The 26,086-nt window shown below is 43.9% G+C and carries 17 protein-coding genes; 2 read left to right on the top strand and 15 right to left on the bottom strand.

The window, feature by feature from the left end; translation table 11 throughout:
* Positions 1 to 168: 168 nt before the first annotated feature.
* From AC787_RS20260 to AC787_RS20190, 15 genes are all read right to left on the bottom strand, one after another.
* Complete coding sequence (locus AC787_RS20260; protein ID WP_054026444.1) at positions 169 to 1,311, bottom strand: GntR family transcriptional regulator; 1,143 nt, start codon at positions 1,309 to 1,311, stop codon at positions 169 to 171.
* A gap of 125 nt (positions 1,312 to 1,436) precedes the next feature.
* Entirely contained in the window at positions 1,437 to 2,555 is a 1,119-nt protein-coding gene (locus AC787_RS20255) for a glycoside hydrolase family 76 protein (RefSeq protein WP_082360876.1), read from the bottom strand.
* Between the two features lie 36 nt (positions 2,556 to 2,591).
* A complete protein-coding gene (locus AC787_RS20250) occupies positions 2,592 to 3,533 on the bottom strand; it encodes a carbohydrate ABC transporter permease (protein ID WP_054026443.1) in 942 nt (313 codons plus the stop codon).
* A gap of 5 nt (positions 3,534 to 3,538) precedes the next feature.
* On the bottom strand, positions 3,539 to 4,504 hold the full coding sequence (locus AC787_RS20245; protein ID WP_054026442.1) for a carbohydrate ABC transporter permease: 966 nt from the start codon (positions 4,502 to 4,504) through the stop codon (positions 3,539 to 3,541).
* A 24-nt stretch (positions 4,505 to 4,528) separates the two neighbouring features.
* Entirely contained in the window at positions 4,529 to 7,114 is a 2,586-nt protein-coding gene (locus AC787_RS20240) for a DUF5696 domain-containing protein (protein WP_054026441.1), read from the bottom strand.
* 29 nt (positions 7,115 to 7,143) lie between these two features.
* Complete coding sequence (locus AC787_RS20235; protein WP_054026440.1) at positions 7,144 to 9,267, bottom strand: YIP1 family protein; 2,124 nt, start codon at positions 9,265 to 9,267, stop codon at positions 7,144 to 7,146.
* Positions 9,268 to 9,288: 21 nt separating this feature from the next.
* Positions 9,289 to 10,152 carry a carbohydrate ABC transporter permease gene (locus tag AC787_RS20230; RefSeq protein WP_235561089.1) on the bottom strand — a complete coding sequence of 288 codons (864 nt, stop codon included), beginning with the start codon at positions 10,150 to 10,152 and terminating at the stop codon, positions 9,289 to 9,291.
* Between the two features lie 10 nt (positions 10,153 to 10,162).
* The gene (locus tag AC787_RS20225; protein ID WP_054026438.1) at positions 10,163 to 11,125 is read right to left on the bottom strand and encodes a carbohydrate ABC transporter permease; all 963 of its coding nucleotides are present in this window, start codon (positions 11,123 to 11,125) and stop codon (positions 10,163 to 10,165) included.
* Between the two features lie 40 nt (positions 11,126 to 11,165).
* Positions 11,166 to 13,985, bottom strand: a complete 2,820-nt coding sequence (locus tag AC787_RS20220; protein ID WP_082360872.1) for an extracellular solute-binding protein — start codon at positions 13,983 to 13,985, stop codon at positions 11,166 to 11,168.
* 178 nt (positions 13,986 to 14,163) lie between these two features.
* Positions 14,164 to 15,678, bottom strand: coding sequence for an ABC transporter substrate-binding protein (locus tag AC787_RS20215; protein ID WP_054026436.1), 1,515 nt, complete (start codon positions 15,676 to 15,678; stop codon positions 14,164 to 14,166).
* A gap of 92 nt (positions 15,679 to 15,770) precedes the next feature.
* Entirely contained in the window at positions 15,771 to 17,036 is a 1,266-nt protein-coding gene (locus tag AC787_RS20210; RefSeq protein ID WP_200930754.1) for a glycoside hydrolase family 125 protein, read from the bottom strand.
* A gap of 245 nt (positions 17,037 to 17,281) precedes the next feature.
* The gene (locus tag AC787_RS20205) at positions 17,282 to 18,943 is read right to left on the bottom strand and encodes an alpha-amylase family glycosyl hydrolase (protein WP_054026434.1); all 1,662 of its coding nucleotides are present in this window, start codon (positions 18,941 to 18,943) and stop codon (positions 17,282 to 17,284) included.
* A gap of 4 nt (positions 18,944 to 18,947) precedes the next feature.
* Positions 18,948 to 19,787, bottom strand: coding sequence for a sugar ABC transporter permease (locus AC787_RS20200; RefSeq protein ID WP_054027166.1), 840 nt, complete (start codon positions 19,785 to 19,787; stop codon positions 18,948 to 18,950).
* A gap of 2 nt (positions 19,788 to 19,789) precedes the next feature.
* On the bottom strand, positions 19,790 to 21,103 hold the full coding sequence (locus AC787_RS20195; protein WP_054026433.1) for a carbohydrate ABC transporter permease: 1,314 nt from the start codon (positions 21,101 to 21,103) through the stop codon (positions 19,790 to 19,792).
* Positions 21,104 to 21,228: 125 nt separating this feature from the next.
* Complete coding sequence (locus AC787_RS20190; protein WP_054026432.1) at positions 21,229 to 22,545, bottom strand: maltose ABC transporter substrate-binding protein; 1,317 nt, start codon at positions 22,543 to 22,545, stop codon at positions 21,229 to 21,231.
* A 496-nt stretch (positions 22,546 to 23,041) separates the two neighbouring features.
* Here AC787_RS20190 and AC787_RS20185 point away from each other — a divergent pair, with 496 nt between their 5' ends.
* Both AC787_RS20185 and AC787_RS20180 read left to right on the top strand, forming a co-directional pair.
* Positions 23,042 to 24,070 (top strand): LacI family DNA-binding transcriptional regulator, encoded by a 1,029-nt coding sequence (locus AC787_RS20185; protein WP_054026431.1) that lies wholly within the window; start codon positions 23,042 to 23,044, stop codon positions 24,068 to 24,070.
* 4 nt (positions 24,071 to 24,074) lie between these two features.
* Entirely contained in the window at positions 24,075 to 26,018 is a 1,944-nt protein-coding gene (locus tag AC787_RS20180) for a glycoside hydrolase family 15 protein (protein WP_054026430.1), read from the top strand.
* Positions 26,019 to 26,086 lie beyond the last annotated feature (68 nt).

Here is a 26,086-nt window from a genome sequence, read left to right as displayed (position 1 = left end):
CCATTTCAAGTCATTAAAAGAATGCGCTTTCACATAATATACTATATTCAGCATATCAATATGTCAATATGTCATGTTCGACATTTCATAATATTTCATAACAAAAAAAAGGCCCTTCAAAGAGCCATAATGGCAGCTCTAAGAATCGACCCTTTGTACATTCTGATGTTAGATAGATACGGTTGATTTGCCTTGAACAATCTCGTGTTCCACGATATTGTTTAATTCCGTAACCTCATTATTCCAAACACGCAGCAGTATTTCTACTGCTTTCCTACCTGTATCACGCTCGTTCTGACGAACATGAGTAAACAAGTAATCGCCAAACGGCTGACTAGGAGAGTCAAAGCAAACAATCTGATAGTCTTCCGGAATCCGTTTTTCTAAGGACAACAGCACTTCACGCAATATGAGTGCGAGGTTGTATTCCGTGACTACATACGCATTAAGATCCTTATTAATATCCACGAAATGTCGTACCGTCTCAAAATCATACTGCACTTTAATCGTTTCAAACGACTGCGGCAAAGAGCTGTATAGATTCGTCATGATATGCTCAGGTTTAGGTGTAAATCCTCGCTGCATACACGCATCGTTAAAACCTTGTATCCTATCTTCAATAGTCGTCGTATTGTCAGCGGGCGTAGATAAGAAGCCAATATGCCTTCCCTCTTGTTCCAGCAATAGGTTAGTAAGGTCAGAAGCGGCCTTCCTATTATCTGTATACACCGCGCTTGCAGCAATGCCCTTCAAATATCTATCTACCAATACGATCGGGAAGCCGTCTAATACGAGTCTAAGCACTTCGGCATTATAGTGTTCTCCATGACCCGGGAATACGATAATCCCATCTACTCCGAGCTTTACAAATTCACGAATGGCCGACTCCTCTACCTCACGATTATCGTACGTCAGCTTCATCATCATCACACAGCCGCTTATCGAGCATTGTTCCTCTATTCCTCGTATAAGATCAGCACCGAAAGAATCTCCAAAATCGGGCAGCACCACACCAACAATGCGTACTTCCTCAATTTCCGGCTTCACTTCCACGCTTTCCGTCTGCTTCTGCAGCTTCGTTTCTTGCAAATCGGGCAAGACCTCGGCAACAAAAGAGCCCTTCCCTTGTATTCTCTCAATGAGTTTATATTGCGAGAGCATCTCCAATGCTTTTTTGGATGTAATTCGGCTAACGTTAAAGTGGGCAGCGAGTTCTTTCTCCGATGGAACACGTTCTCCCTTCTTCAACTCACCATCATTGATCTTTTGAAAAATGTAATTGAAAATTTGTTCATATAGAGGATTTTCCATCAGCAGACCTGCCTTGTCATAGTATCTTGATATATCAACTATACATCTTTATTATCGCGACATCAATATGTGAAAATACGAAGAGGAGCAACTGCGTTGCCGTCGCTCCTCTTCTTTTATATCATTTATTTCGCATCTAGTCTTTCTATTTTTGCAGCAGCCTCTATTAAGAACACTCCGCTTAATTGCACGGATATGTCAAGGGGCTCTTGATGAGGTTTATCCCAAGCCGTTCCAAACAAACCTACTTCCTTGGTGCTGCCTTTCGAGAGCAAAGTATCCGCGTTAAGATAGATCATTTCTTTTATGGCACTGCTCCCGTTAACCTCATACAACTCGGTCAAATAGCGAATAAGTATGCCTTTGAACAAACCTCCGTCGCCTGTGCCCTCTTCTTTCATTATGCCTGTCTCAGCATTCACATGGTATTTCATAGCCGAGGCAGCCGTCTTCTCCGCATCTGCCAAATAGGTTTTGTCCTTTGTAATCTTATAAAGCTCCACTGCTGCTCCGATATAAGTGCCTTGATTGTAGGTGAAAATCCATTTTTTATTGACGTTAAGATCACCATTATCCTCTAGCTTAAGGCCATCATAAACAAGCCCGCTTTCGGGATCAACCAAATACTCTTTTTGCCAATCATATATCTTTTTAGCCCACTCCAAGTCCTCTTCATCGCCAAAATGCTGATACAATCTTGCAGCCAAGATGGCTGCCGGCGCGTTGGAGCATGCATTTCGGCTGTATCGTTGGTCCTTTTTCCACGCAAGGCCGCCGAGCTCATCCGTCCACCATGCTGTCTTAATATCTTTCCACAGCTTCAACACATAGTTTTTGACCGTTTCATTTCCGGTCGCATCATAAAGCCTCAACGCTGATAGAGCAAGCCACTCCATATCATCGTAAAACTCATTAAACAGCGATCCGTTTTTCTTAATGATACTCTTCACAATATTTTCTGCCCTATCGGTATACGCAATGTCACCCGTTCGATCATATCCGTCCATCATGGCATCTACTGCATGAGCCTTCCACCAATAGTTTAGGTTTCCCTCTCGTTCTTGATCATATGGATAAGCATTATTCATGAGCTTTCCATTCTCGTTCCAATAATGTTTAATGAACATTTCCTCTGCCCATTCAGCCTCGTTGTTGTATATTTCCATACGCTCCTCATTTCCGCTGCAGCCTGTCAGAAAAAGGCTGCCTACGAGAATTACGCATATACTTTTGATGAATCCCACCTCATCCTTCCCTTCTGCTTGCCCTATTCAAATTGGCTAACCAACAATTCCGCTATGCTCTATACCCTCAACGAGATACTTTTGTGCAAACAAATACAAAATGATTAACGGAATGATAATTAACAACGACATCGTGTTCGTTAAAGTAGAAGTCAACGGCTGCCCTGGTTTCAACCCTATGGTTGCCCCATCAAGCATTAAGCCTTGGAACCCTACAAGCAGAGAGTTCGATAACAGCTTGATTTGGCTAAAGAACATGGAGGAATAGTAGCTATCCGTCCACTGCCACGAAAAGGAGAATACAAAAACAGTAATCATCATGGATATCGAAAGTGGAAGGATAATCATGCTGTACGTCCGAAACAAGCCCGAACCGTCCACATATGCCGCTTCCTCCAGCTCTTTCGGTATGTTCTTGAAATATTGCCGCATAATCAAAATATATAGTCCGTTTTTAAATCCAAAACCGATAATCGATAGGATCGCCATCGGCCACACCGAATCCATTAGCCTAACGGTCCCGCCTGTAACAGAAGACAGTAAACCGAAGATATCGAAAAAGCTGAATTTCATATACAGTGAAATCATGTAGGTTTGCGGAGGAATGAGAATGGTCAGCACCACCAAAGCAAATACGATGCCTCTGCCCTTAAAATTAAACCGCGCGAGCCCATACCCAACCATCGTACAAACAAGCATCTGAAGAACACCGCTCAGCAGGGAAATACCGAACGTATTCCACAACCCTTTAAAAAATGAAGTATATTCAATTACCGTTTGGTAGTTAAACCATGTAAACTGTCTGGGAATAAAACGTACCGTACCATCTATTAGATCCTGTGGGCTCATAAAGCTATTAGAAAGCTTTACGAGCAGCGGATACAAGATAAGAAACGCAAGCCCAATGAGAAGCAAATAGCGAATAACCGACCAGAACAAGCCATTTACTACATGCAGATTTAAGTATTTAGTCCGCATATCCATCACTCCCTATTCTGATAAAAAACAAATCTGCTGACGACAAAACCTATGACAACAAGGAATATCGCTGCCACCAGGAAATAGATCCAAGCCATTGCTGAGGCCGTCCCATATTGACCCACCCTCATCGCGTTTGTAATACTGCCCATGATCTGGTTTTTGCTCCCCGTAAAGGAATCAATAATCGAGTAAATGATATTGACCAATATCAAGGGGCTGATCAATGGGAATGTTATTTTCCAAAAGCACTCCCAAGCGGAACAACCCTCGATCTTTGCCGATTCATAAATGGAGGACGAGATAGCCTGCAAACCCGCTAAGAAAATAAGAATTTGTACACCTGAACTATTAATGACAGCAAATATATTTTCCGCAGCACCCACCGTTATATTAACGAGTGCAGGGCTGAAATCGAGCATTTGGAACATATACTTTTTCAGTTCTAGATTGCTGAACATCCCGCCTGCCGATTCTCCAACGATAGAAGCGCCGGTATCGAGGCCTGGAATGCTCTGATATGCATTCATAATGGAGTTGCTCAAATCTGCTTTATCAATAATACCTGTGGACAAAATAACGGGTACGAAGAAAATCGCTCTAAAGATTGCTCTACCCTTCATCTTCATATTTAACAAAACAGCAATAAATAAGCTGTACATAACGACAATCGGAATATCGAATAACATGTTTTGTACGGCATCGTAAAGCTGCTTGTTAAAGACGGGGTCCACTCTTAAAATTTTGTGATAATTATCCAAACCGATGAATTTCTCAGAATACCCGCCTTGCGTTAAGATATTCACTTCCATAAAGCTGAATCGGAAGGAATCAATAAATATACCGAGAAACAGCAGGAGAAATCCGAGTACGAAAGGACTGACAAAAACCCAGCCCATCAAGTCCCTCTTCTGCGTCACGTTTAGCCTAAACCTTTCTTTTTTGTTTATGGCTGCAGACACTTTGTTCATTGCCGGTGCTCCTCCTCGCTTGGTTTAAGGATTAATGACCGCGTAACCTAATCCGTCAACTGCGGTTCCCTCAACCTGAATCCCTTTATCGCTGTAATTAACAATAATGGCCATACCGTTTTCATAAGTAGTTTTGTATACATCCTCTGCAAGCTGCTGATGGTTAACGATGGCCTGATCCTGAACACTCTTCAGCACCCCGTTTATTTCTGCATAGATGTTAGCCGCGCTTTCCTTCCAATCTTCATACTGAGAAGCGTACAAATCATCGAATAAGTAAGCATCCTTCAGCAGGCTGTTATCACCATAATTCAGCTTGAAATATACGCCGCTGCCGTATTCCAGAGTCCTCAGAATTGCCGGACGCAGATCACCTGACAAATTCAAAGCTTCACTCGCATACCCAATATAGCCATGCAGCGCAATCTGTATAAAAGGTACCTGATGGTCTGATATAGAGAAGGAGCTGTCTTGATCTGACAAGTTCAAAATATGATTAACATAAGGAAAGGTGTACGCATTGCCTTTGTCTGTAATAATATCTTCATATTGTTCTTTCGCTTTCGCCATAACATCTGCTGTTATCGTTCTAGAGTCTTGGCGATTAATTTGATCACGGTTCTTAAAGTTGGAATTCAAACTCTCTCCCATGGTCGATAAGGATAAAGCATTAATACCAAGCGAGTCATAATCCTTCGCAAACTTGTTGTAGTATCCTGTAATCTTCTCAGGATTAATTCCCCACACACTGCTCTCATACTCCAGCGTAGCTACATTAAATAGACCTTTGTAGCTTGTTTTCTGAAACAAGGAACGAATGCTATCCTTCTGAGGCTTAAATCCATCAAACGCTTTATTAGAAGAAACGTATACCATATCTACATTCGGGATAACTTGGGCTCCCATCTTCTCTGCTTTATCCGAAAGCTTGCGAAGACCCTTCGCACCGCCGAGTACAGACTCTACCTTCATTTTTGTAGGCGCGGTATAATTCATGCCCCCGTTATACCAGCCGGTGTAACGAAGCTTAATATTTTCGATACCGCTTTGCGAGAGCTCATCCAGCATCAAGCCCGCCTGATCAAAGGACGTAACGGCAACTTGGCTGAGAACAGGAATCCCTAGTTTTCTGACCATTTTGTCGACAGAACCCATCGTATCTAAGTAGAACGGTATATTTTCATTCGCGCTAACCTTCTCCAAAATTCCTTTATCAATGAGATGCTGTTGATATGCCTTTGCCATTCCCACATAATTCGCATCATCGCCCGTAAGGAAGAAGTATTTCATGACGATGTTGCCGCTGTAGGCGTTTTTCTCATAAATAATCCAAGGAGCCTGCTCGAAAGCGTCTTTGGCAATGAAGCTGTCTTTGTTTCGGATCGTAAAGTTGGCATAAGCCGTATTCCAGGAATGATTGATATTCCCCATGACCCCATTAATTTCCGCTACTGCATCTCCCTCTTCAATAACAGAGAACAATGCAGCTCCATCCTTCTTGATCCCAAACACAGGCGTTCGAAACTCTTGTTTGTAGCTGCCTCTTGGCGATTGGGTTAATGCATGATCAGGACCGTATATTTTACCAGTCGTTAATAATGTGTTTTTGCTGGCATCATTATTAAAATTGATGAGCGTTCCCGAACCGTCAGGAAGGAATAAGTAGCCCTCCTCACCGGTTTGCCCGGCACCGAAATAATTCAGTACAGAAAGCTTAACAAGGTTGAACCGTGATTTATCGTATTCAATGTCCTTATTATAAAGAGTGACCTTTAGTCCTTGATCCTCCAGCACATAATCAAGACTCATCTTAAAATAAGGAAATACGGAATCATCTCCGTTGTATCCAACCTCCAAGTAGTCCTCCTCTTGCTTCTCGTAGGTGTAGCCTGCGTCTTGAACATATTTTTCTAATACCCGTTTATCGCGCTCCTTTACGGAGCTTTTCAATATATAAATATCTTCATTCTCCAAAACAGGATATTTACTAAGAAGCTCTTTTCCCTTGCTTCCTTCCACATCCGTACGACCATAGAGGATATAGTAGGCTAACAGCTTCTTCTTATCCCGTTCCGCTTCGATATGGTCAAGCACGTTCCGCTCAAAGCTCGACTTCGTAATTTGACGAGGCAGCAGCATCCGTTGCTCCTCGCGGCCTATGACCATGTCTACTCGCAATCCATTTTCAAGCTTCCCCCAGCTCACTTGATCAAGCTTCATCGCCTGGGTATAGCTATCCATCTCCAAGTCGCCTTCCTTGCCCTTGATATTGTAGACAAGCTTGACCTGCGACATCAGCTCCTGCTTCATCGCATCACTGGCTTTCGCGTCCTCCAAAGCACCTGGAGGGTTCGAATAAAATTTGCTGCCTGTAGATTTATCTTCAACAACCACTCCTCCTGAGAGATTATCGAAGTACAGCAGGAGTCGATCATTCTCTGCAGCAGGAACCAAACCGCCATCCTTTACCGTTTTCTGCATCTTCGGCGGGCTGGCTTCTGCTGTTTTTGTTGCTTCAACCGCTTCCGCTGGTATCCCATTTGTCGGCACCCATAGCGTAAGGGCAACCACTAAGACCAATAGCCTAGAGACAATCCCCTTGGCATTCATATAGCTGACCTCCTATCCAACATCTTGTTCTACAAACGAAAGGAAATTTCATTAATGATCGTTGTAAAAAAGCTATTCATATTTTGCAAGATATTAATGAACAGCACGGTAAGAAAAGCAATGAATCCCATTCCTACTATAGAAATAGCAGAGGTATATAGATTCTTGAAGGGACTGTAATCATTGGTTACTAATACGCCTATAAATATGAGCCCCAGAGCCCAACCTAATGCTAGCGTTGTAAGGAAGGTAATAAACTGCTGCTCTTCGAGCACCACTACGTTACTGAATATCGTGACCGGAATTGAAATCAAAACCATTGGTACGAGCGAGTAAGCAGATGCGATAAAAATATCTTTTAGGCTGCCTTCCCCATCCATCAACGTAGTAAGTCCCCAGTTTGCACAGCACCATAGTCCAAAAGGAATGAGAATGCCAAGCAGCGTATCGTAAAGCTCAATTGCCCGCCAGTCGGAAGGGTACAAAATATAGCCGCCCGCCAGCTGCTTAAAGATATCTACTGCCATAACAGCTGCAACGATGATGACAGCAGCACGAACACTGCCTCGTTTCTCATGCTTCAAATCCCAGAACCCGTCAAAAGGATGGAACATTACATGGAAAGAATACAATAGCTCTTCCCACAGCGTTCTCTTGCCTTTCTTTTCCCAGCCTGAAGCATTGACCTTCTTTACATATTTGAAAAATCTGTACAACAGCCATAGGATGGCTACCGCTGCTATTGGAATGAGAAGAATAAACTTACTTACCAGTTCCTTCCGATATTCTGCAAATGCTTTGAAATACTGATCCCAATCGTTTGCCAGCTTGTAATTATGCATCGCTTCCTTGTATTCTTCTTTGCGCATATTAGACTGCGCAACGCCGGAATACGCCATCTCAAACGTTGGATTCATCTTCAAAACTTTTTGCCATGCAGCGATCGATTCATCGTAATGGCGATTCTTTCTGTGGTGAATCGCCGCTGCGATGTTATCGCCATATTCCGTTCGTTTGAAGATGGACAGCTTACTTGAATCCTTGTCTAGCACGAGCAAATTATCATTTTGGTAAGCGAGTGCAGAAGCACTTTGGAAAACCCCATCCTGACTGCCGTAACCTCCAAATACATAAAGCAAATTACCATTATCATCATAGGTAAATATTTTATTTTGTGAAGAATCGAGCGTACTGTATGACCCGTCCTCTGCTAAAGCGACATCGATAAAGCGCGACACTTTATCCGTTGTTTGAATATCCCCTGCTGGAGGAAATGCTCCATTTCGTTTCAAAACATCAATACCTGTATTATTGAGTCGTTTAATCGGTGCATACTTGCTGGATTTATCTCTGTTTACGAGCGCGCTATACTGGTTTCTTGCATGAATCGCGCTGCTAGTGACATAGGCAAAACCCAGCTCATCGATCGTAATATTGTTATACTCCGTCGGCACGCTTTTGGCCGTCCGACTCTTTTGTGCATCCGTTGTTACCAGCTTCCAGAATAAATCCGACACCTTGGGCACGACCTTCTCAGCCCCTACAAAACCTTCAAATCCGCCATCGGCATTGAGCGAAATGACACCCATGTTCGTACTCTTCGAAATGACATAGACGAGACCCGACGGATCCACACCAAGCGCGGACGGCTCGTAGATAAAGCCGGCTGGGAACACATCAGAGTCCGGAGCGTTCAATATTTTCTCCAAGCTTCCATCCTGATGAAGCACTACAATTCTAGCGTTTTTGGAGTCAGCAACGTATAGCAGCCCTTCCTCCGAGACGAATATGCCCATTGGAGTATTGAACTGATCCTTCGAGCCATCTTCATGGACAAATTCCTTGATTTCGCGTTTCATCCGATATTGTTCATCCAAAATTAATATCCGGTTTGATCCTGTATCCGATATATAAACTGAGTTATTATCGTCAACAAATAAATCCATCGGTTGATTCAGCCCCGCGTTCTCGATTCCCATATCCTTGGCGCTTAGCACCTGGTCAGGCACATAGGCGTCAGGAGAAACGAGATACTCCCCATCATAATCATAAAAATAGGTTTTATATGGAACCATGGCGGAAGCTGATTCAATACCATTGCTGCACAACAATAATAGTGCGGCAAAAAACAAGATCCACTCTTTTCTAACCACCGCATTCTTCCCCTTCCATGCCTATTCTTTCATGCCTGATGCAGACATGGTCTCTATTATCTTCGACTGTGAAATGATAAATACGATGATAGGCACAATCATCATTAGCACCGCCGCAGCCGATCCCGTACCTGTACGGGCAATACCGCCAGCAAGAATTTGGGACAAAGCGTAGTTCAACGTTTTTAGTTCCTCGCTTTGGATAAAGTGGTTCGCCCCAATTCCCCATAGACCTTGCATTGAAAAAATGATGAGAGTCAGCCAAGCAGGTTTGACCATCGGCATGACGATGGTCCAGAAAATCTTCCATTCGCTGGACCCATCAATACGAGCCGACTCTAGAATCGCATCTGGAATCATTTGATCCATAAATTGTTTCATTAAATAGAGTCCTAGCGAGGATGCAAAGGCTGGAACAATAATCGCCTTGTACGAATCAATCCATCCTAAGGAAGAGATGATGATAAAGTTCGGTATTTGAGTCACAACACCGCTAAACATAAGCGAGAGAACAACCGTGCTGAACATAATTCCTTTACCTGGGAACTTATGCTTGGATAGAACATAGGCACAGAGGGAAGCGATCACCACATGGCCTGCCGTACCCACTGCCGTTATAAATACGGTATTAAATATATACCTGCTGAAAGGTACCCACGAGTCGCTCATTACTGCCATTAAATCTCTGAAGTTCTCTAATGTAGGGTTGTTAACTAAAAACCGAGGAGGAAAAAACCAAATTTCCTCCAGTGGTTTGATCGAGTTGGAAATCGCATAGACCAAAGGCAGCATCATAAAAATGCCAAACAATAGTAAGAACAAGTAAATACCGAAATCTGCAAAAATAGAACGCTTAATGCCGCTCTTACTTCTATGAAGCTTGATTTGAATCAACTCATTCACCTACCTTTGCCAGAAGCATTTGAACAATCTTATTCGCCCCTATCATGATGATAAACAATATAGTAGCTATAGCGGAGGCATAGCCCATCTCATAACGAATCGCACCGTAATCCTCTAAGTGGTTAACGATGGTATGCGCTGCATAACTGTTACTCGGCATGCCGCACAAAGCGGTAACAATCGCACCGGTACCGAATGCTCCGGTAATACTCATGACGGCACCGAACATAAGCTGCGGCTTCATCGACGGCAAGGTTACATACCATAGTTCCTGCCAACGATTTCTAACGCCATCCATAGCCGCTGCCTCATACAGTGTTCTGTCAATTCCCTGCAATCCGGCGATAAAAGATAGGAAGCTGGTACCAACGCTGGTCCATAATGCTACGACGACCACGAGCGTCATCATATATTTCGGATTCTCGAACCAGAGAATTGGTGTAGAAATGATGTTATAGCGCATTAGAATGGCATTCGCATATCCATAAGCATCCTTGTTAAAGAAGATGCCCCATACTAAATAGATGTTTCCCGATATGGATGGCGCGTAAAAGATCAAGGTTAAGATCGTTCTCAGTGACTTCGGCAGCTCATTAATAAGCCAGGCGAACACTAGACACATGATATAGCCGATAGGCCCTACCATGACAGCGAGCAGGAACGTATTCCCGATTGCTTTTATAAAAATATCATCACCTAGAAACAACCTTATATAATTATCCATGCCTACAAATATAGGCGCTTCCAACAGGTTAAAAGAGAAAAAACCTAAAAATAATGAAATAATAACGGGTAGCGCTGTAAAGGCAAAAAACAAAATCATATACGGAGCAGCAAAAAGGTAGGAGACCTTGTTCTTTTTAATCGACTTCCAGAACTCCTCTAATCTTCGCCCGATATTGCTGCCTCGCCTCTTGGGATCAACCGTTCCTGCTATCACCAAATCTCTATTCATGAATGGGGTCCTCCTGAATCAGTAAAGTCGCAAGGCATAATCATTCCAATTTGAACTCCCGCCTCTTTCGCGTTATTTCAGTATTCGTTTCTTTCACATAATCCAGAAGCGACTCAGGATCCCCATTGTTATAAGCCGTCGCGGCGGCGAATCCAATACTCCGGGTCACATAGTAACCTCCTGGCACCTCCGGTGTACCTGTAGAATAAGACCACTGCATCATCAAATTGTCATACTCGTTTTTTGTCCATGGCATGTTATCAAGGGCTTCCATGTTTGCTGTCGCTTGTTTGGCTGCCTTTCCGAGAATAGCTTCCATTTCCATTCCGAATCTGGACTGCGTCTCGGCACTTGTCCACCACTCCATAAAGCGCCATGCATCATCCTTTTTCTGGGCGCCTTTAAGCATCATGATCGCTGTACCCGTAGAAGGTGTCGCACGATTTAATCGTCCATCTTCCATGACCGTTCCCGGAAGCGGAGCAAACTCCCACAATCCTTTTATTTCAGGAGCAAACGCGATCAACTGGTTATAAGTCGTATAATCTGCGATGCCTATTGGCATTTCGCCTGTACGAAAGCGGTTACTGAAATCGTAATCCCTAGGAAACTTGTAGGTCGTAAACAATTCCGTCTGCTTCTGGAAAGCTTCGATCGTTAAATCATCTTCGAGCGTTGAACGGCTTCGCTCCTTGTTGTAAAGCTCCCCATTTTTTTGATACAAAAAGATTTGTAATCCCGTAATATCCGCAGGAAAACCGATTTGCATATTTTGTTTCTGAATTTCCGGGATCAATTTGTAAAATTCATCCCATGTCTCAGGAGCCTCAAGCCCCATATCAAACAAAATATCTTTGCGGTAAAACATCATTGGGAATGATTGCGTTTCTGGCAAAGCGTATACTTTACTATCTAACTCAAAGGGCACTAATGCGCTAGGATGAAATCTAGAGACAATCTCATCATAGTTCGGCATACCTTCAATGTTCTCGACTGCATTTCTGAGTGCATATTGGATCGGGTCAGCTGCTAGATTTCCCATCGCTACATCGGGGCCGGTTCCTGCCAGAACTGACGGCAGAAGCGTACCTTCCGGTACTAGCTTAAGCTTCACGTTAATGCCCGATTCCGGTGTAAACGTATCGTTTATCATCTCCCTGATGATTTGCGATTGATCTCGACCAGACGTCAGCCATACTTCCAACGGCTTCCCATCCACATCCTCTTCTGAATTCAATGCGTTGTAATCCACAAAGAAGGACATCGTGAATGACTTCATTTCGAAAGCTAATTTTTTGAAAAAGGAGGCTTCTGCCTTCGGAAGCTTCACCGATACAGGCATAACGCTAAAGTAATCCATCGTTAAAGGTTGTTCGCTCACCGTCAAAATCCATGTTCCAAGCGCGCCTACATTTTCCTTAAAGGGTGTAAATGTTTTGGCAATATTGGCTTCTGGATCTTTAACCATTTGCTCCAGTTGAAAGGCTACTTTATCGAGCAGCACCATATTCTCGCCTTTTTGTCCGACCAAGAGCTCCATATCAGCGGATACCTGCCTAAGTATTGCGGCATGTTCCTTCATAGCCTCTATGGCTTCAGGAATTAGTTTCTTAAACCCGTAATCACGATATAAATCCGGCTCAGCGCCTGTTATCATAAGAATTTGCCGGTATACGGCATTCAGCTGAAATAAACTGTCATCCACCCTGTTAAGCACATTTGCCAAATCTCCTAGGGTGACCTCCATCGTCAGTTCATGCTCGCCCGGTTCAAGGTAAAAAGAAAATGCCTTTTTGCCATCCCCTAACGCTTGCACCTGCCAATTGTTCCCGAACTTGAACTTCACAGCTTTGGCTTCTTCAAAGGGGACAACGCCATCCAGCAAAATTTTACGGTTAACATACATCCCAGCTAATTTATTTTGCTTAAACCTTGTCGCTATCTTGTATAAACCAGCTTCCTCTACCGTGAATCGGTAGCTAATCCATTGACCAGGCATCTTCCATTTGTCGCCGCCAATACTGTTTAAGCGAAGCTTGGATGGATCCTGCGGTTCGGTAATAGATGATGATCGATCCGATACGGGATATAAGGTATTATCGGACTTTTCATAACTGTTTTGCGATTGAACCTTAATGGTCTTCGCATCCGCTTCCTTATAGCCTTGCGCTTCATATCCTGCTTTTACCTCTTCGTACGTTGGGAGTTTCTCCGCTTTATAAATACGAACCGTATTTAAAACCACCGATTCCCTCACCGATTCGAATCCAATGGTATGCTGACCTTTTTCCAAATAAAACATTAATGGATCATTATAATAACCAAGTAAATCATGTAAAAGCACCGTTCTCCATCTAGGCGCTTCCGTTTGTTTCGGTCTAATGTCATTTCCTTTACGGTCCTGACTGATTTCATTCATGTCCTTCCAAACCCGAGATAAATTTATGTATTTCGCTTCGTTATACGGAACTTCGCCATCAATCGATATCATTCTTTCAATTGAATTGCCTTTTCCAGCTATGGGATAGTAAAGCACTTCGATATTATACATACCGCTTTCTGGGACGTTAATTTCCCATTCGATCTTTCCGCTTTCGCCGTTTAGAACAGATTTGCCTTTCATCCCTTCATAATCATCAAAGATTTCCAAATCCCCTTCGGCCTTCGTATACGAATCTGCCTTGATCGTAATTTCTGCACTCCCGGCAGCCTTATCACTATTTTGTTCAAGATATGCGCGGTAACTTTGCAGCTTCATTAAACTACTATCCTTGCTCGCCAAAGCTGCGTGCGGCCAGATCACTACCAACAAACAAAACCCTATGGCTACCACTAAAAACTTCGCTATTTTACTGTTCATAAGCGTTCAACTCGCACCGTCATATTTGTATCCTCCATATGGACAGAGATTCATTGTCTTCAGTGAAATAAAAGGCTCGCAGCCGTTTCTTTTTCAAAAAAAAAGACGGAAAAGGGGCTGTCATGCTAGTCGAAATGATCCTTTGTCTAACAGCCCCTTATCCATTATGAGAAAGCTACTATTCCGCCTTTTTCTCTTCTTCAGGCTTTGGTTCAGGCTCTACGAATTCACCTTTCAGTCTAAGCGCAAGCTCTTCCAGACCAACATTTACAGCATCCTCAATTTCAGCCACCTTGGATGCAGGCTCCAGGTTCTGATCGTAGAAACCAACATCTGGGATCAAAGCTAAGCCGCTGTGTACGTTGCCTTGCATTTGCTGACCGATGAATGCAATGTCAGAAACACCGTAGTTTTTCAGTTGCAAGAGCGTTTCAAGTGACTGCTCATCACGCAATTGCGTTAAAGCAACCTCATCTGTCCAAATCTTCTCTTCACCTTGTGACTTCCATGCTAACGCTTCCAAAATCAATCCTGTTTTATCAAGCTCTTTATTCGTAACCGGTACGGCGATTGATGGTGCATCATGGCTTACCCAAGTAAGATAATTGTCAGTATTGTTGCCCATCGGCAGTGGGATAAAGCCGAAGTCACTTTCCATTTCATAAATTGGATCGATAACGCCTCTACCTCTAGAGTAAGCAAGGAACAACGATTTCCCTTCTGTGAAAGCCTTTACATAAGCGTCCATATCCTCGCCTTCGTTTTTCGGGAAGAATGTATCTCCTTTTTTCGCCAACTTTTTGATCATTTCAAGCGTCTCGTATGCTTTCGGGGTATTCACGGCATACGTCATTTTGCCATCAGCAGCTGTTTCGATGATTTTATTGCCTGATGCTAGATATAGAGCGACAGAGATATCCCAGTCATGCCCTGTTGCAAGACCATAACGGTCATTGCTGTCCATTACACCATCACCATTTAGATCTCTTTTTGCCGCTTGCTCCATTTCGAGCATTTTTTGGAACGTCCATTGTTTGTTTTTAACCAACTCATATGGATCTTCGAGACCTAGTTCTTCAATAATGCTTTTATTGAATGCTAGAACCCATACTTCGTCACCTTGGTTAGCGAAAGGAGCCGCTGTTCCAAAAGTTCTATTGTCATAAGTAAGTAATGAGGATGTGTTGTATTCCGTCCAGTAATCAGCTTTCATGTTAAGGTTAGGAATCGTATTCATGTCTACAATACGCTTGCCGTTAATGTGTCTTCCCAGTTCCCAAGTAGGAGCAACGATGACATCGGCATATTTGTCGCCTGCCAATACCGCAGCGCCAAACTCTTCTTCCGAGTGTTTTCTCAGCTCGATTTTCACGTTATACGTTTCTTCTACCCACTTGATACGGTCAATAATAGCGTTGGCGTGATCAGAGCTTCCTTCTGCTGGAAACCATCTGTTTGCATTGTTGTCAGCTACGATAAACTTATAGCCGCCTAGATCTTTTACAGGAGGGGCTCCATTATCTGCTGGAGCTTCTGGGCTCGGCGATGTTGTGTTTCCTGTGTTTTCTGACTTGTTTGTAGGCTCGGTAGTTTCTTTGTTTTTTCCTCCGCCATTATTACTTGAGCATGCACTCGCAATGATGGAAATAATGAGGACACATACTGCCAGCAAATACAATCTTTTTTGTTTCATTTTTTCTGCCCCTTTCAAATCTTATATTTGTCATGCGGGTCTAGCCAGCAATGAAGCTAGATCCGCTCTAACACAAAGGAATGAAAAACCGATTAAAAGAGATGCTGTTTCTTTTCTTCTACGAGCTTATAAATAAGTTCACCGAGTAGGCTGTTGGCCCATGCAAACCACGGCCGTGTGAATTCATTAGGATTATCTACATTGAAGCCCTCATGCATAAAGCCGGTTCCGCCATCTGATTTGATTATCGTTCTTAGGAGCTCTTGTATTTCTGCGTCGTTGTCTGAAGTTAGCGCTTGCATGACAAGGCTTATATGCCATATGTAATTCGTGGGAGTATGCGGACTTCCAATTCCTTTAGCTGCTTTTCCTGCAAAGTAGTAAGGATTCTCATCACTCAAAATAAACCTTCTTGTATTCTGATAGATAATATCCTCTTTGCTTGTATAACCAAGATAAGGAATCGACAATAAGCTAGGTACATTAGCATCATCCATCAGATTGTAATTCCCTAGACCATCTGTTTCGTAAGCGTATATTTCGCCATACGTTTCGTGCTTGTATATGCCAAAAGTTTTTATGCCTGCATCGATTTCGCCGCCTAGTTTTTTTGCAGCGAGTTCCAATGTTTCGTCTTTGTATATGTTTTGGGCGATCTCTTCTACGTATCTCAGAACAACAACTGCAAACATATTCGCGGGAATGAGGTAATGGTATTTGCAGGAATCGTCACTCGGTCTAAATCCCGACCATGTCATGCCTGTATACGCTGTTGTACTCCCTTTTCCATCGTTGCTTAGCGTATCCGACTCTGGACAATTAAATCTTTGGAAGCTATAGCTCGATTGTTCAGCATGTTTCTGTTCAACAGTCCATAGCGCGATAATTTTGTTAACCGCTTCTTTAAAGGCGTCATCAAACATTTCCGTTCTGTTTGTTGCCTTCCAGTAAAGATAAGCGAGCTGTATCGGATAACATAGGGAATCAATTTCATATTTCCTTTCCCATACCCATGGATTCCCCTCGGTTATATCTCCAGTGTGTCCACTGTTATCCGGCCCTTTATTGAATGCGTTTGCATAAGGATCAATCTGGATGTATTGCATCTGCCTTTTGATAAGTCCTTCTATCATTTTCTGATAGTGATTGTCTGAAACCGCCAGCGGAATGTAATGTCGAACCTGAGCAGAGGAATCACGCAGCCACATAGCTGGTATATCACCCGTAAAAACAAAAGTGGTACCATCCTCAAGCCTTTCCGTCGTGGTCTCCAACGTATTGTAAAAGCAGTTTTTATAAAACTTAACGATTTCAGGCCACTGTTCCAGAGATGAAATTACTGCGTCGCTCTTTTTCATATCGGTAATAGACAGATTCATTCGCAAACATTCCCTCCTAATGATGGTCCTCTGCAGGTTGGATAAACTCTCGTGATAAGCGCTTACAAATAGTATATTATAAACAATATGTCAACATGTCAATATACCAACCAGTAATTTCCTTAATTTTTTTTGAAAAAACTTACACAAATCGACTGGAATCGCATTGAAACGCACAAAAAAAAGAGGGAGCAGCACCTAAGGTGCAATTCCCTCTTTACGTATTATTTTAATATAACGGTGCTGTAAGCCGGAAGGAAAAGCTTCCCTTTATCCAGCTTTGATTCATCACTGCTCGAGTGAATGATTCCCTCGAATGGTCCAAAGTTTTTGGATGGCTGCAGATCCGTTGTTTGCTCATCGCCCGATAGATTGTGCACGACAAGCACTCTCTCGTTAGCAATGACGCGAACATATACACTTAACTTCTGATTAGCAGGTTCTAACTTAAACTCCGCTATTCCGCCATTGCGCAAAGCAGGCTCCTCGTTCCGCCACTTGATGAGCTCGCGATAATGATTTAGCAGCGAATTCTCATCTGCCGTCTGTGCCTGAACGGATAGACCATCGGACTTCTCATTGTATCTCGATTTCTCCCAAGTTGTTTGCCCCTCGCCACCAGTTGAAACGCTGTACCAAGGCATTGGCTCGCGAATATACTCGTCCGGCTTGGCCCCTCTCATGCCCAGCTCCTCACCATAATAAAGGTAGGGCGTGCCTGGCAGAGTAAGCAGCATAGCGGCAGCCATCTTGGCATGATCGATATTGCCATTCAAGACCGTCATTACACGATTCTGATCATGATTGCTGAGGAATGGCGCATCAACAAACGCACCGCCGGATGATTTCTCGTAAACACCGTATGCGCGTCCTAGGGAAAAGGCAAGATCAGCATCCTTCTCTGTATCAGCTGCGCTAAGCAAGCGACCAGCTAGATCAAAGTGGAATGCGGAGTTCAGCGCTTGATCGAAATAAGGCGCAATGACCGTCAATGAATCCCATACCTCGCCGATCAGATAAGCATCTGGGTTTACTTTGTTCATGCCTGCACGGAACTCTTGCCACCATGCCTTATTTTTCGCTTGAATCTCAGGCGTACTGGCCGTCGATGCAAAGTCACCGTAAATATGCTTTGCCGCATCAAGGCGGAATCCGTCCAGTCCTTGCTCCAGCCAGTATTGCCCGATCTTAATCATTTCCTCGCGAACCTTCGGCTCATCGAAATTCAGATCCGGCATACCTTCCCAGAAGATCCCTAAATAGTTGAGGCTGCCATAGCTATGCCATGGATCACCGCCAACCGCTCCATCCGCTCTAACCTTCTCACCTTGCTTAGCGAAAGTATACCAGCTTCGGTAAGGGCTATTCTCATCCTTTAATGCTTCCTTAAACCAAAGATGCTCCTTGCTCGAATGATTAACGATAAAATCCATTATGACTTTAATATCGCGCTTATGCGCTTCTTGAAGCAGCTGCTTCAAATCATCCAGCGTACCGTACTCTGGATTAATGGCATAATAATCAGTCGTATCATAACCATGGTAGCTGGGCGAAGTATTAATCGGCATAAGCCAAATACCGCTAACGCCGAGCTCCTGTAAGTAATCGAGCTTAGCCGCAACACCATTCAAATCGCCGATTCCATCTCCGTTCGTATCATAGAAGGAACGAACAAATATTTCATAGTATACGTCGCCAGGCTGCTCATCTACCGTATAAGCTGCAGTGGCAGTTTCCCCGTTCACACCTTCTTTATCAACTTCAGCAGAAGATATAACACTTGGCTTATTATCCTTCGCCACTTCCTCTGAAGAGCAAGCGGCGAGCATAATAAAGATTAGCGAGCATAACAGGACTGTCGCATAACGCAAACGGCTGTGGTTCATTCTCTTATCCTTTCGAAGCGCCAGACATCAGTCCTTGTACAAGGAAGCGCTGCAAGAAGATGAATAGGAGAGTGATCGGAATCGCAATCAACACCGCACCCGCAGCAAACAGCGTGAAGTTGCTGTTCTGATAATTGCTTACCAGATCCCACATCCCTACAGCAAGTGTCCAGTTGTCTTTGCTTCGAAGAACCAATCTCGCAAAGATAAAGTCTACCCATGAACCAGCAAATGTAGTCAGCGCCACATAGGTTAACATTGGACGCGACAGCGGAAGCATGATTTTTATAAACACCTGTAGATGAGTTGCTCCGTCGATCCGAGCCGCTTCATCCAAGCTCCGAGGAATCGTATCGTAAAAGCCTTTAACGACAAAGCCGCCAAGCACTGCACCAGCAGAATATACGATAATGAGCGCCGCATGTGTATCGAGCAGGTTAAGCTGCAATAAGAAAATAAAGATTGCGATCATACTCATGAAGCCAGGGAACATGCCCAGTACAAGCATAATCGTAAGTGTCATCTTACGGCCGCGGAAGCGGAAGCGCGACAACGCGTACATGCTGAGCGTGACCAGAATCGTAGAGAAGATCATCGTCAACGTTGCAATTTTGAGCGTATTCACGTACCAAACACCGTATTGGAAACTTGGATTCGTAAATAACTCCTTATAATGAACAATCGTAAATGTATCAGGAATAAGACTGTCGCTAAACAGAGCCGTGCCCGGGCGAAGCGAGGATAGCAGCACCCAAAGAGCAGGATAGATAGCGCACACAGCTATAAATATCAGAACGACATAGCTAAGCGTCAGGCGCACAATATTGGCGGTTTTCCGGCCCATTTTCATTGAATCATATCCTCCTCTTTAAATGACCGTGAGCGGCGATAGTTATAAATAGAGAACGACGCTACGATCAAGAAAATGATGATACCGATCGCGGATGCCATATTGAACTGACTGTTGTTCAGCGTTAGCTTATACAACCAGGTTACAAGCAAGTCCGTGCTGCCGGCGTACTGGTAATCACCTTTAACCGGGTCACCGTTCGTGAGCAAGAAAATAACGTTAAAGTTATTCATGTTGCCAGCGAACTGTGTAATCAGAATCGGTGCCGTCGAGAACAAAATAAATGGCATCGTAATAATACGGAATTTCTGTATGCCTGTTGCGCCGTCAACATCGGCAGCTTCGTACAGGTCTTTCGGAATTGCAGTCAATACGCCTAGAATAAGTACCATTGAAACCGGGATACCAATCCACATATTAACGATAATAACGGTTACCTTTGCCCAAAATGGATCTGTCAGCCAAGGCAGCTTGCCCATACCAAAAAACTTTAAGTATTGATTGATCGGACCAAATTGTCCATTAAACAAATTTCTCATGACGAGCAAGGAAATCAATTGCGGAATGGCATAAGGAATAATGAACAATGTCCGCCATAGCTTCTTAAAACGAATGCCTTTTTGCTCAATTAGCAGCGCAACTAACAAGCCGCCGAAATACGTCGTTACCGTTGCAATAACAGCCCATACAATCGTCCAAGTAAATACGCCAACGAATGTATGGCTCCACGTTTTCAAAGTCAATAGATTAGCAAACGTTTGGAAGCCTACCCAGTCAACCAGCTTAGCCGGCGGAATATGATCAGGCGATGCGTAGTTGGTGAAAGCAAGCATAACCATGAAGATAATCGGCATGATCGTTAGAAACAATACACCGAGCGCTGGAAGTGTAAGCAGTAAGTGCGGAAAATTACGATCCGTAACATAAGCCCACGTCTTCCGAAAGCTTGCTGGCGCCACTCCTGCGTCTCTTTGCTTGCCGTTCAGATAAGCATCGCGGATATTCATAACATAGATAAAGACAAAAAGCGCGAATAAAATTAACGTAATTAATCCACTAATCAACAGAAAGATCGAATGATCCCCTTCTACACGAACACTGATTTTACCAATTTTCTCAAGCCCTTGCGTTTTCTCTCCGAGCGTTACGACTCCCCAAATTGCTCTTCCTAAATTAGGAATAAAATACATCAGCGCCGCTGCTTCAACAGCGAGCATAATTAAGCCCTTAATAAATTGACGGTTATACAATTGCCCAAGACCCATTACGAGTAACGACAATATAGCCGCGGTGCTGCGATGACGATTCATCCCGCCTGGCTCCCTTCCTCTCATCTAAAAAAAACAACTTGCCGATTCCAATATGGAAATAACGGCTTATAAAACATCGGTTCACCCGCCGAAGGAATTCGGCGGGTGAAACCGTTGATATGATGTTATTTCGATGCCGCTGCGCCGTTGTTAGCGTCTTTAATTTGTTGCACGGCATTGTCCAAAGCTGCTTTTGCATCTTTGCCAGAGTTCCAAACATCAGCAAATGCTGCTCCGATAGGAGTCCATACGTTACCCATCTCAGGGATGGATGGCATTGGTGTTGATTGATTGAATTGCTCTAGGAAGCCTTTAACAATTTCATTTCCTTGCACGGCAGGATCTGCTGCTGCTTCAGTGTTCGCAGGAATAGCACCTGTTAGTTCAAAGTTTTTCAATTGCGCTTCTTTCGTTGATGCGTAGTAAGAGAATAGACGCGCTGCATTCGGATATTTCGAGAACGAGTTAACATACCAAGCTTTAATACCAGAGAAAGAAGAAGCCGGTTGACCGTTAATACTCGGCAATGGTGCTACACCAAAATCAATGCCTGCATTTCTGTAATCGCCGATCGCCCATGGGCCGTTAATATCCATTGCCAGTGTTCCGCCAATGAACAAGCCTTTTTTAATATCGTAGTTGATATCGCCAGAGTTGAGTGGCAAGATGCTGTCTTTTAGTGAACCGTAGTATTTCAAACCAGCAATTGCGCCTTCTGTGTTGAGGCCGATATCTTCTTTGTTCTGACCGTTATCGCCATACACATAACCGCCTGTTGAGATAAACGGATAGCTGAAGTAGAAGTTACCTACATCCCACATTAGACCGTACTTGTTGTTTTTCGTGTCGTTAAACGTTTTTGAGAATGCAACCACCTCATCAAACGTTTTTGGAACTTCAGTGATTAGTGCTTTGTTATAAAATAGTGCGTATGTTTCTACCGAACGCGGGTATCCGTAAAGTACCCCGTCATAGGATACTGCATTTACTGCAATTTCCGAGTTCGCACTTCTTGATTGCTCTTCATAGTAATCATTCGGCAATACCAATCCTGCCGTAACCGCTTTACCAAGGTTGTCATGCGGGAAAAGTACAACGTCTGCGCCAAGACCCGCTGGGCCGTCTGTAACCAGCTTATTTACTTGATCGCCTGCACCGATTTCCTCGAATTTAATTTCGATACCATATTTTGCAGTGAATTCCTTCGCGATTGCTTCAACGAAAGGACGCTCTTCTTTACTTTCCCAAACAAGCAGTGATGCGCCCTCTTCAGGAACGATCTCTTCTGCTGCATTTCCTTCATTGGTGTTAGCCGGTGTATTATTCGTTGGAGCATTTGTTGCGTTCCCAGTTTTCTCTGTGTTCTCTGCCTTATTTGTTCCACCACATGCTGAAACAATAAACAAAGCTGTTATTAATGACATTACAAACCACTTTTTCATGCTAGGTGATCCCCCTCCATAATGTGTTTCATGCCTTTTTTTTGAATTCGCGGCGTTCCAACAATTCCTCAAGCATTTTTCCTAACACGCTGCATTCGCACAAACGCCGTATTCATCGTTCTGAAACGCTTATTTCCATCATAAAATGGTAAGCTCGGCTATGCGCAAACGTTTGTACAAATCGCACTAGAAAATGGTTTGCAAGCGGTATTTATACCGTTTCGCACCTGAAAACATGATAGAATTGTTTTGAAAGCGTTCTATTCGTGGATTCATCATACAACAATGTGCATGGTTTGTTAAAACGTTTGCACAGTTCAATATTCCGGAAAAATATTAAGTTATCTTCTATTTACTTCGATTTACTCTTTCTCATTCAGTTTTTCAATATTTGTGAAACGCTTACTTTAGATATATATTTACTTTTAGGCAACAGTTGCATTAGGATGAAGCATATAAAGCAAGCACGTTTGCGCGGGTGGGGGTTCAACTTAATATGATAACCATTAAAGATATTGCAAAAGCTGCAGGGGTATCTCCTTCCACTGTATCAAGGGTCGTCTCTAATCACCCTAGAATTAGCAAAGCGACCTCTCAGAAGGTTAAACGGTATATGGAAGAAATGGGCTACCATCCCAATGTGATGGCGAAGAGCCTAGTATCAAAAACAACTCAAACATTAGCCATTATGCTGCCTCGTCCAGCTGAAGAGCTCTTTCAGGACTTCTTCTTCGGCGAATTGCTACGCGGAATTCTGACGCAATCGACACGAGCCGGATATGATATGCTCCTTACCGCGGCAACCTCGCCAAGCGACGAGACGGAAACCGTATCACGCCTTGTATTCGGACGAAGAGTTGATGGCGTCATTTTGTTATCTTCTCGGGTAAATGACCCCTTAATCGACCTATTGGACAAACATAAGTTTCCTACCGTATTAATAGGCCGTACAGAAGATCGGCCTAACATTTTATCCGTCGACAATAACAATGAACAAGCAGCCTATGATGCCACACAACATCTCATTGTCCAAGGCCACGAAAGAATCGGCTTCGTTAGCGGACCGCCATCACTTACAGTTGCACATGACCGGATGGAAGGTTACCGCAGAGCTATGTCTGAGGCTCGCTTGCCCGTAAGATCAGAATGGATTGTTGAAGGCGAGTTTCTTCAGCAAAGCGGCTATCGTGCGATGTCGTTCATGATGAGCTTGCCCGAGAGACCTAGCGGCCTAGTTGTGATTGACGATGTAGTCGGATTCGGCGTACTGCGCGGCTTGACTGAGCTTGGGTATAAAGTGCCGGATGACCTCAGCATCGTAAGCTTCAATAACATCGCATTATCCGAGCTTGCCACACCGCCGATCAGCTCCATTGATATCGGAACCTATCAGCTCGGCTATACCGCATCACAAATGCTGATTCGCCTTATTCAAGAAGAAAGCATACACCAGAACAGAATGATTATTCCTCATAGGCTAATCGTACGCGAATCATCTATTCAAACCGTATCCAAAAGGAGTTGACAGCGTGTCAAATAAAAAACCATTTTTAGTGGATGCCATCATCGGCAATTCCAAGTTTCTCGCATCGCTTGGCCGCACAGGCAAAATGTATCGTCTGTGGTGGCCGAACATTGATTTGCCCCAGCATGTAGACGCTATCCGTACAGGAATTCAGTGGGAGCAATCTCCTGTTTCCTGGTTTGATGAAGAAACGAACGGCTTCACTCATGAGACAGCTTATGTTGCAAAAACGAATATTTTGCGAGTCAACGCAAGGTCCGAGCAGCAGCCCGTTCAAGTAGACAGCTTGCATTTTGCTGTTCCTAATCAAGATATTATCGTTCGTGAATATACTTTCACGAACGTAAGCGATCAAGCTGCCTCCTTCTCGTTTATCGTTCATTCCTCGTTCCTAGTAAGCGAGAATAACCTATACAACACAACAATGTTTAATGCCGCTGAAGACTCCTTGGTTCACTTTCGCCATAAGTACTATTTTGCGCTCTCGAGTGCAAACGTATGCACTGGTTACCAATCGGGAATTCATTGGGATACCGTTCAGCAAGGTCAGCTAAATGGCAATAACATTGATATGAGACCAGATGGTGCTTTGAACTGGCGCATTGATGAGCTAGCAGCTGGCGCATCCGTGACCATTCCTGTCTATTTAACAGCCGGCCATGACGAAGAAAGCGTACTGCAACAAATGCGGACTGCAAAAAGCAAATCAAGCGCAGAATGGGTCCAAGAAACAACGACCTACTGGCATGATTTTTTAGCTGCCGCTACCCCTTGCCCTATCGATGACAACGAAATCTCAGATCTATATGACCGCTCCTTGCTTATGTTTAAGCTCATGTCCGATGAGCAAACGGGAAGCATTATTGCCGCTCCCGAATTCGATGAGAATTTCACGCGCTGCGGGGGTTATTCATTCTGTTGGGGCCGAGATGCCGCATTCATTACAACTGCGCTTGATAAAGCAGGTCTTAGTTCACTTTCCGACAGCTTCTACGCATGGACGCTTTCTGCGCAATCACCCGATGGCTCATGGCAGCAGCGCCACTATCATGATGGCAGCTTAGCACCGTCATGGGGTCTGCAAATTGATGAAGGCTCGTCGATTCTTTGGGGAATGTGGCAGCATTATTTGGAGAAAAAGGATAATGATTTTGCCAAGCAGGTATGGCCTGCCGTAGAAAAAGGAGCTTACTTCTTGATCAGCTTCCTCGATGCAGATAGCGGTTTGCCGAAACCGAGCATCGACCTATGGGAAGAACGTGAAGCATCACATACCTACTCTTCTGCTGCTGTATACGGCGGTTTGACGGCTGCTGCGAGCTTTGCAGAGCTTGCAGGTAGACTTGAACTAGCAGCCGAATGGACGGCTGCTGCGGAGCGGATTTCATCAGCTATCAAAGAGCTATGCTGGAATGAAGAAGGCGGTAGATTCTACCGTGGAGTAGACCTAACCGTAAACGCAGGCAAATACGAGCAAGCTTTGGCAGCAGGCTCGACTGGTCATGTGACTGAAAGCAATAAAGGCTACAAGAAGCATGTACTTGACCATGATGCTGTAATCGATATCAGCTTGCTCGGCATCGCTGTACCGTTTGGAGCTGTTCCTGCGGACGACGACACTATGCGTCGCACGGCTGATGCAGTAGAAGCTGCTTTGACTGTACCAGGCGTTGGCGGCATTAAGCGCTATGAGGACGATATCTATATTGGTGGCAATCCATGGATTCTCACTACCTTATGGCTTGCTCACTATCGCATTCAAACCGGAAGCATTAACGAAGCAAAGCAATTGCTGAAATGGGCGATGGATCATCGTACGGAGACTGGCCTCTTGCCTGAGCAAGTAGACAAAAATACAGGCGAAACGGCATGGGTTGTCCCGCTTACTTGGTCGCATGCAATGTTTATCTTGACGATCTTCATGCTTGCGGAAGCTGAAGAAAAGTAATAAATATCAAAACCCGACGGTTGCATGAACCGTCGGGTTTTTTGATGCTTTATTGATGCAAAAATCAA

Origin of the sequence: Bacillus sp. FJAT-28004 (genome assembly GCF_001280845.1) — a bacterium.
Classification (GTDB): Bacteria; Bacillota; Bacilli; order Paenibacillales; family Paenibacillaceae; genus Pristimantibacillus.
Note: the sequence above shows the minus strand (reverse complement) of the source record. Positions and strands in the feature narration are given on the sequence as shown.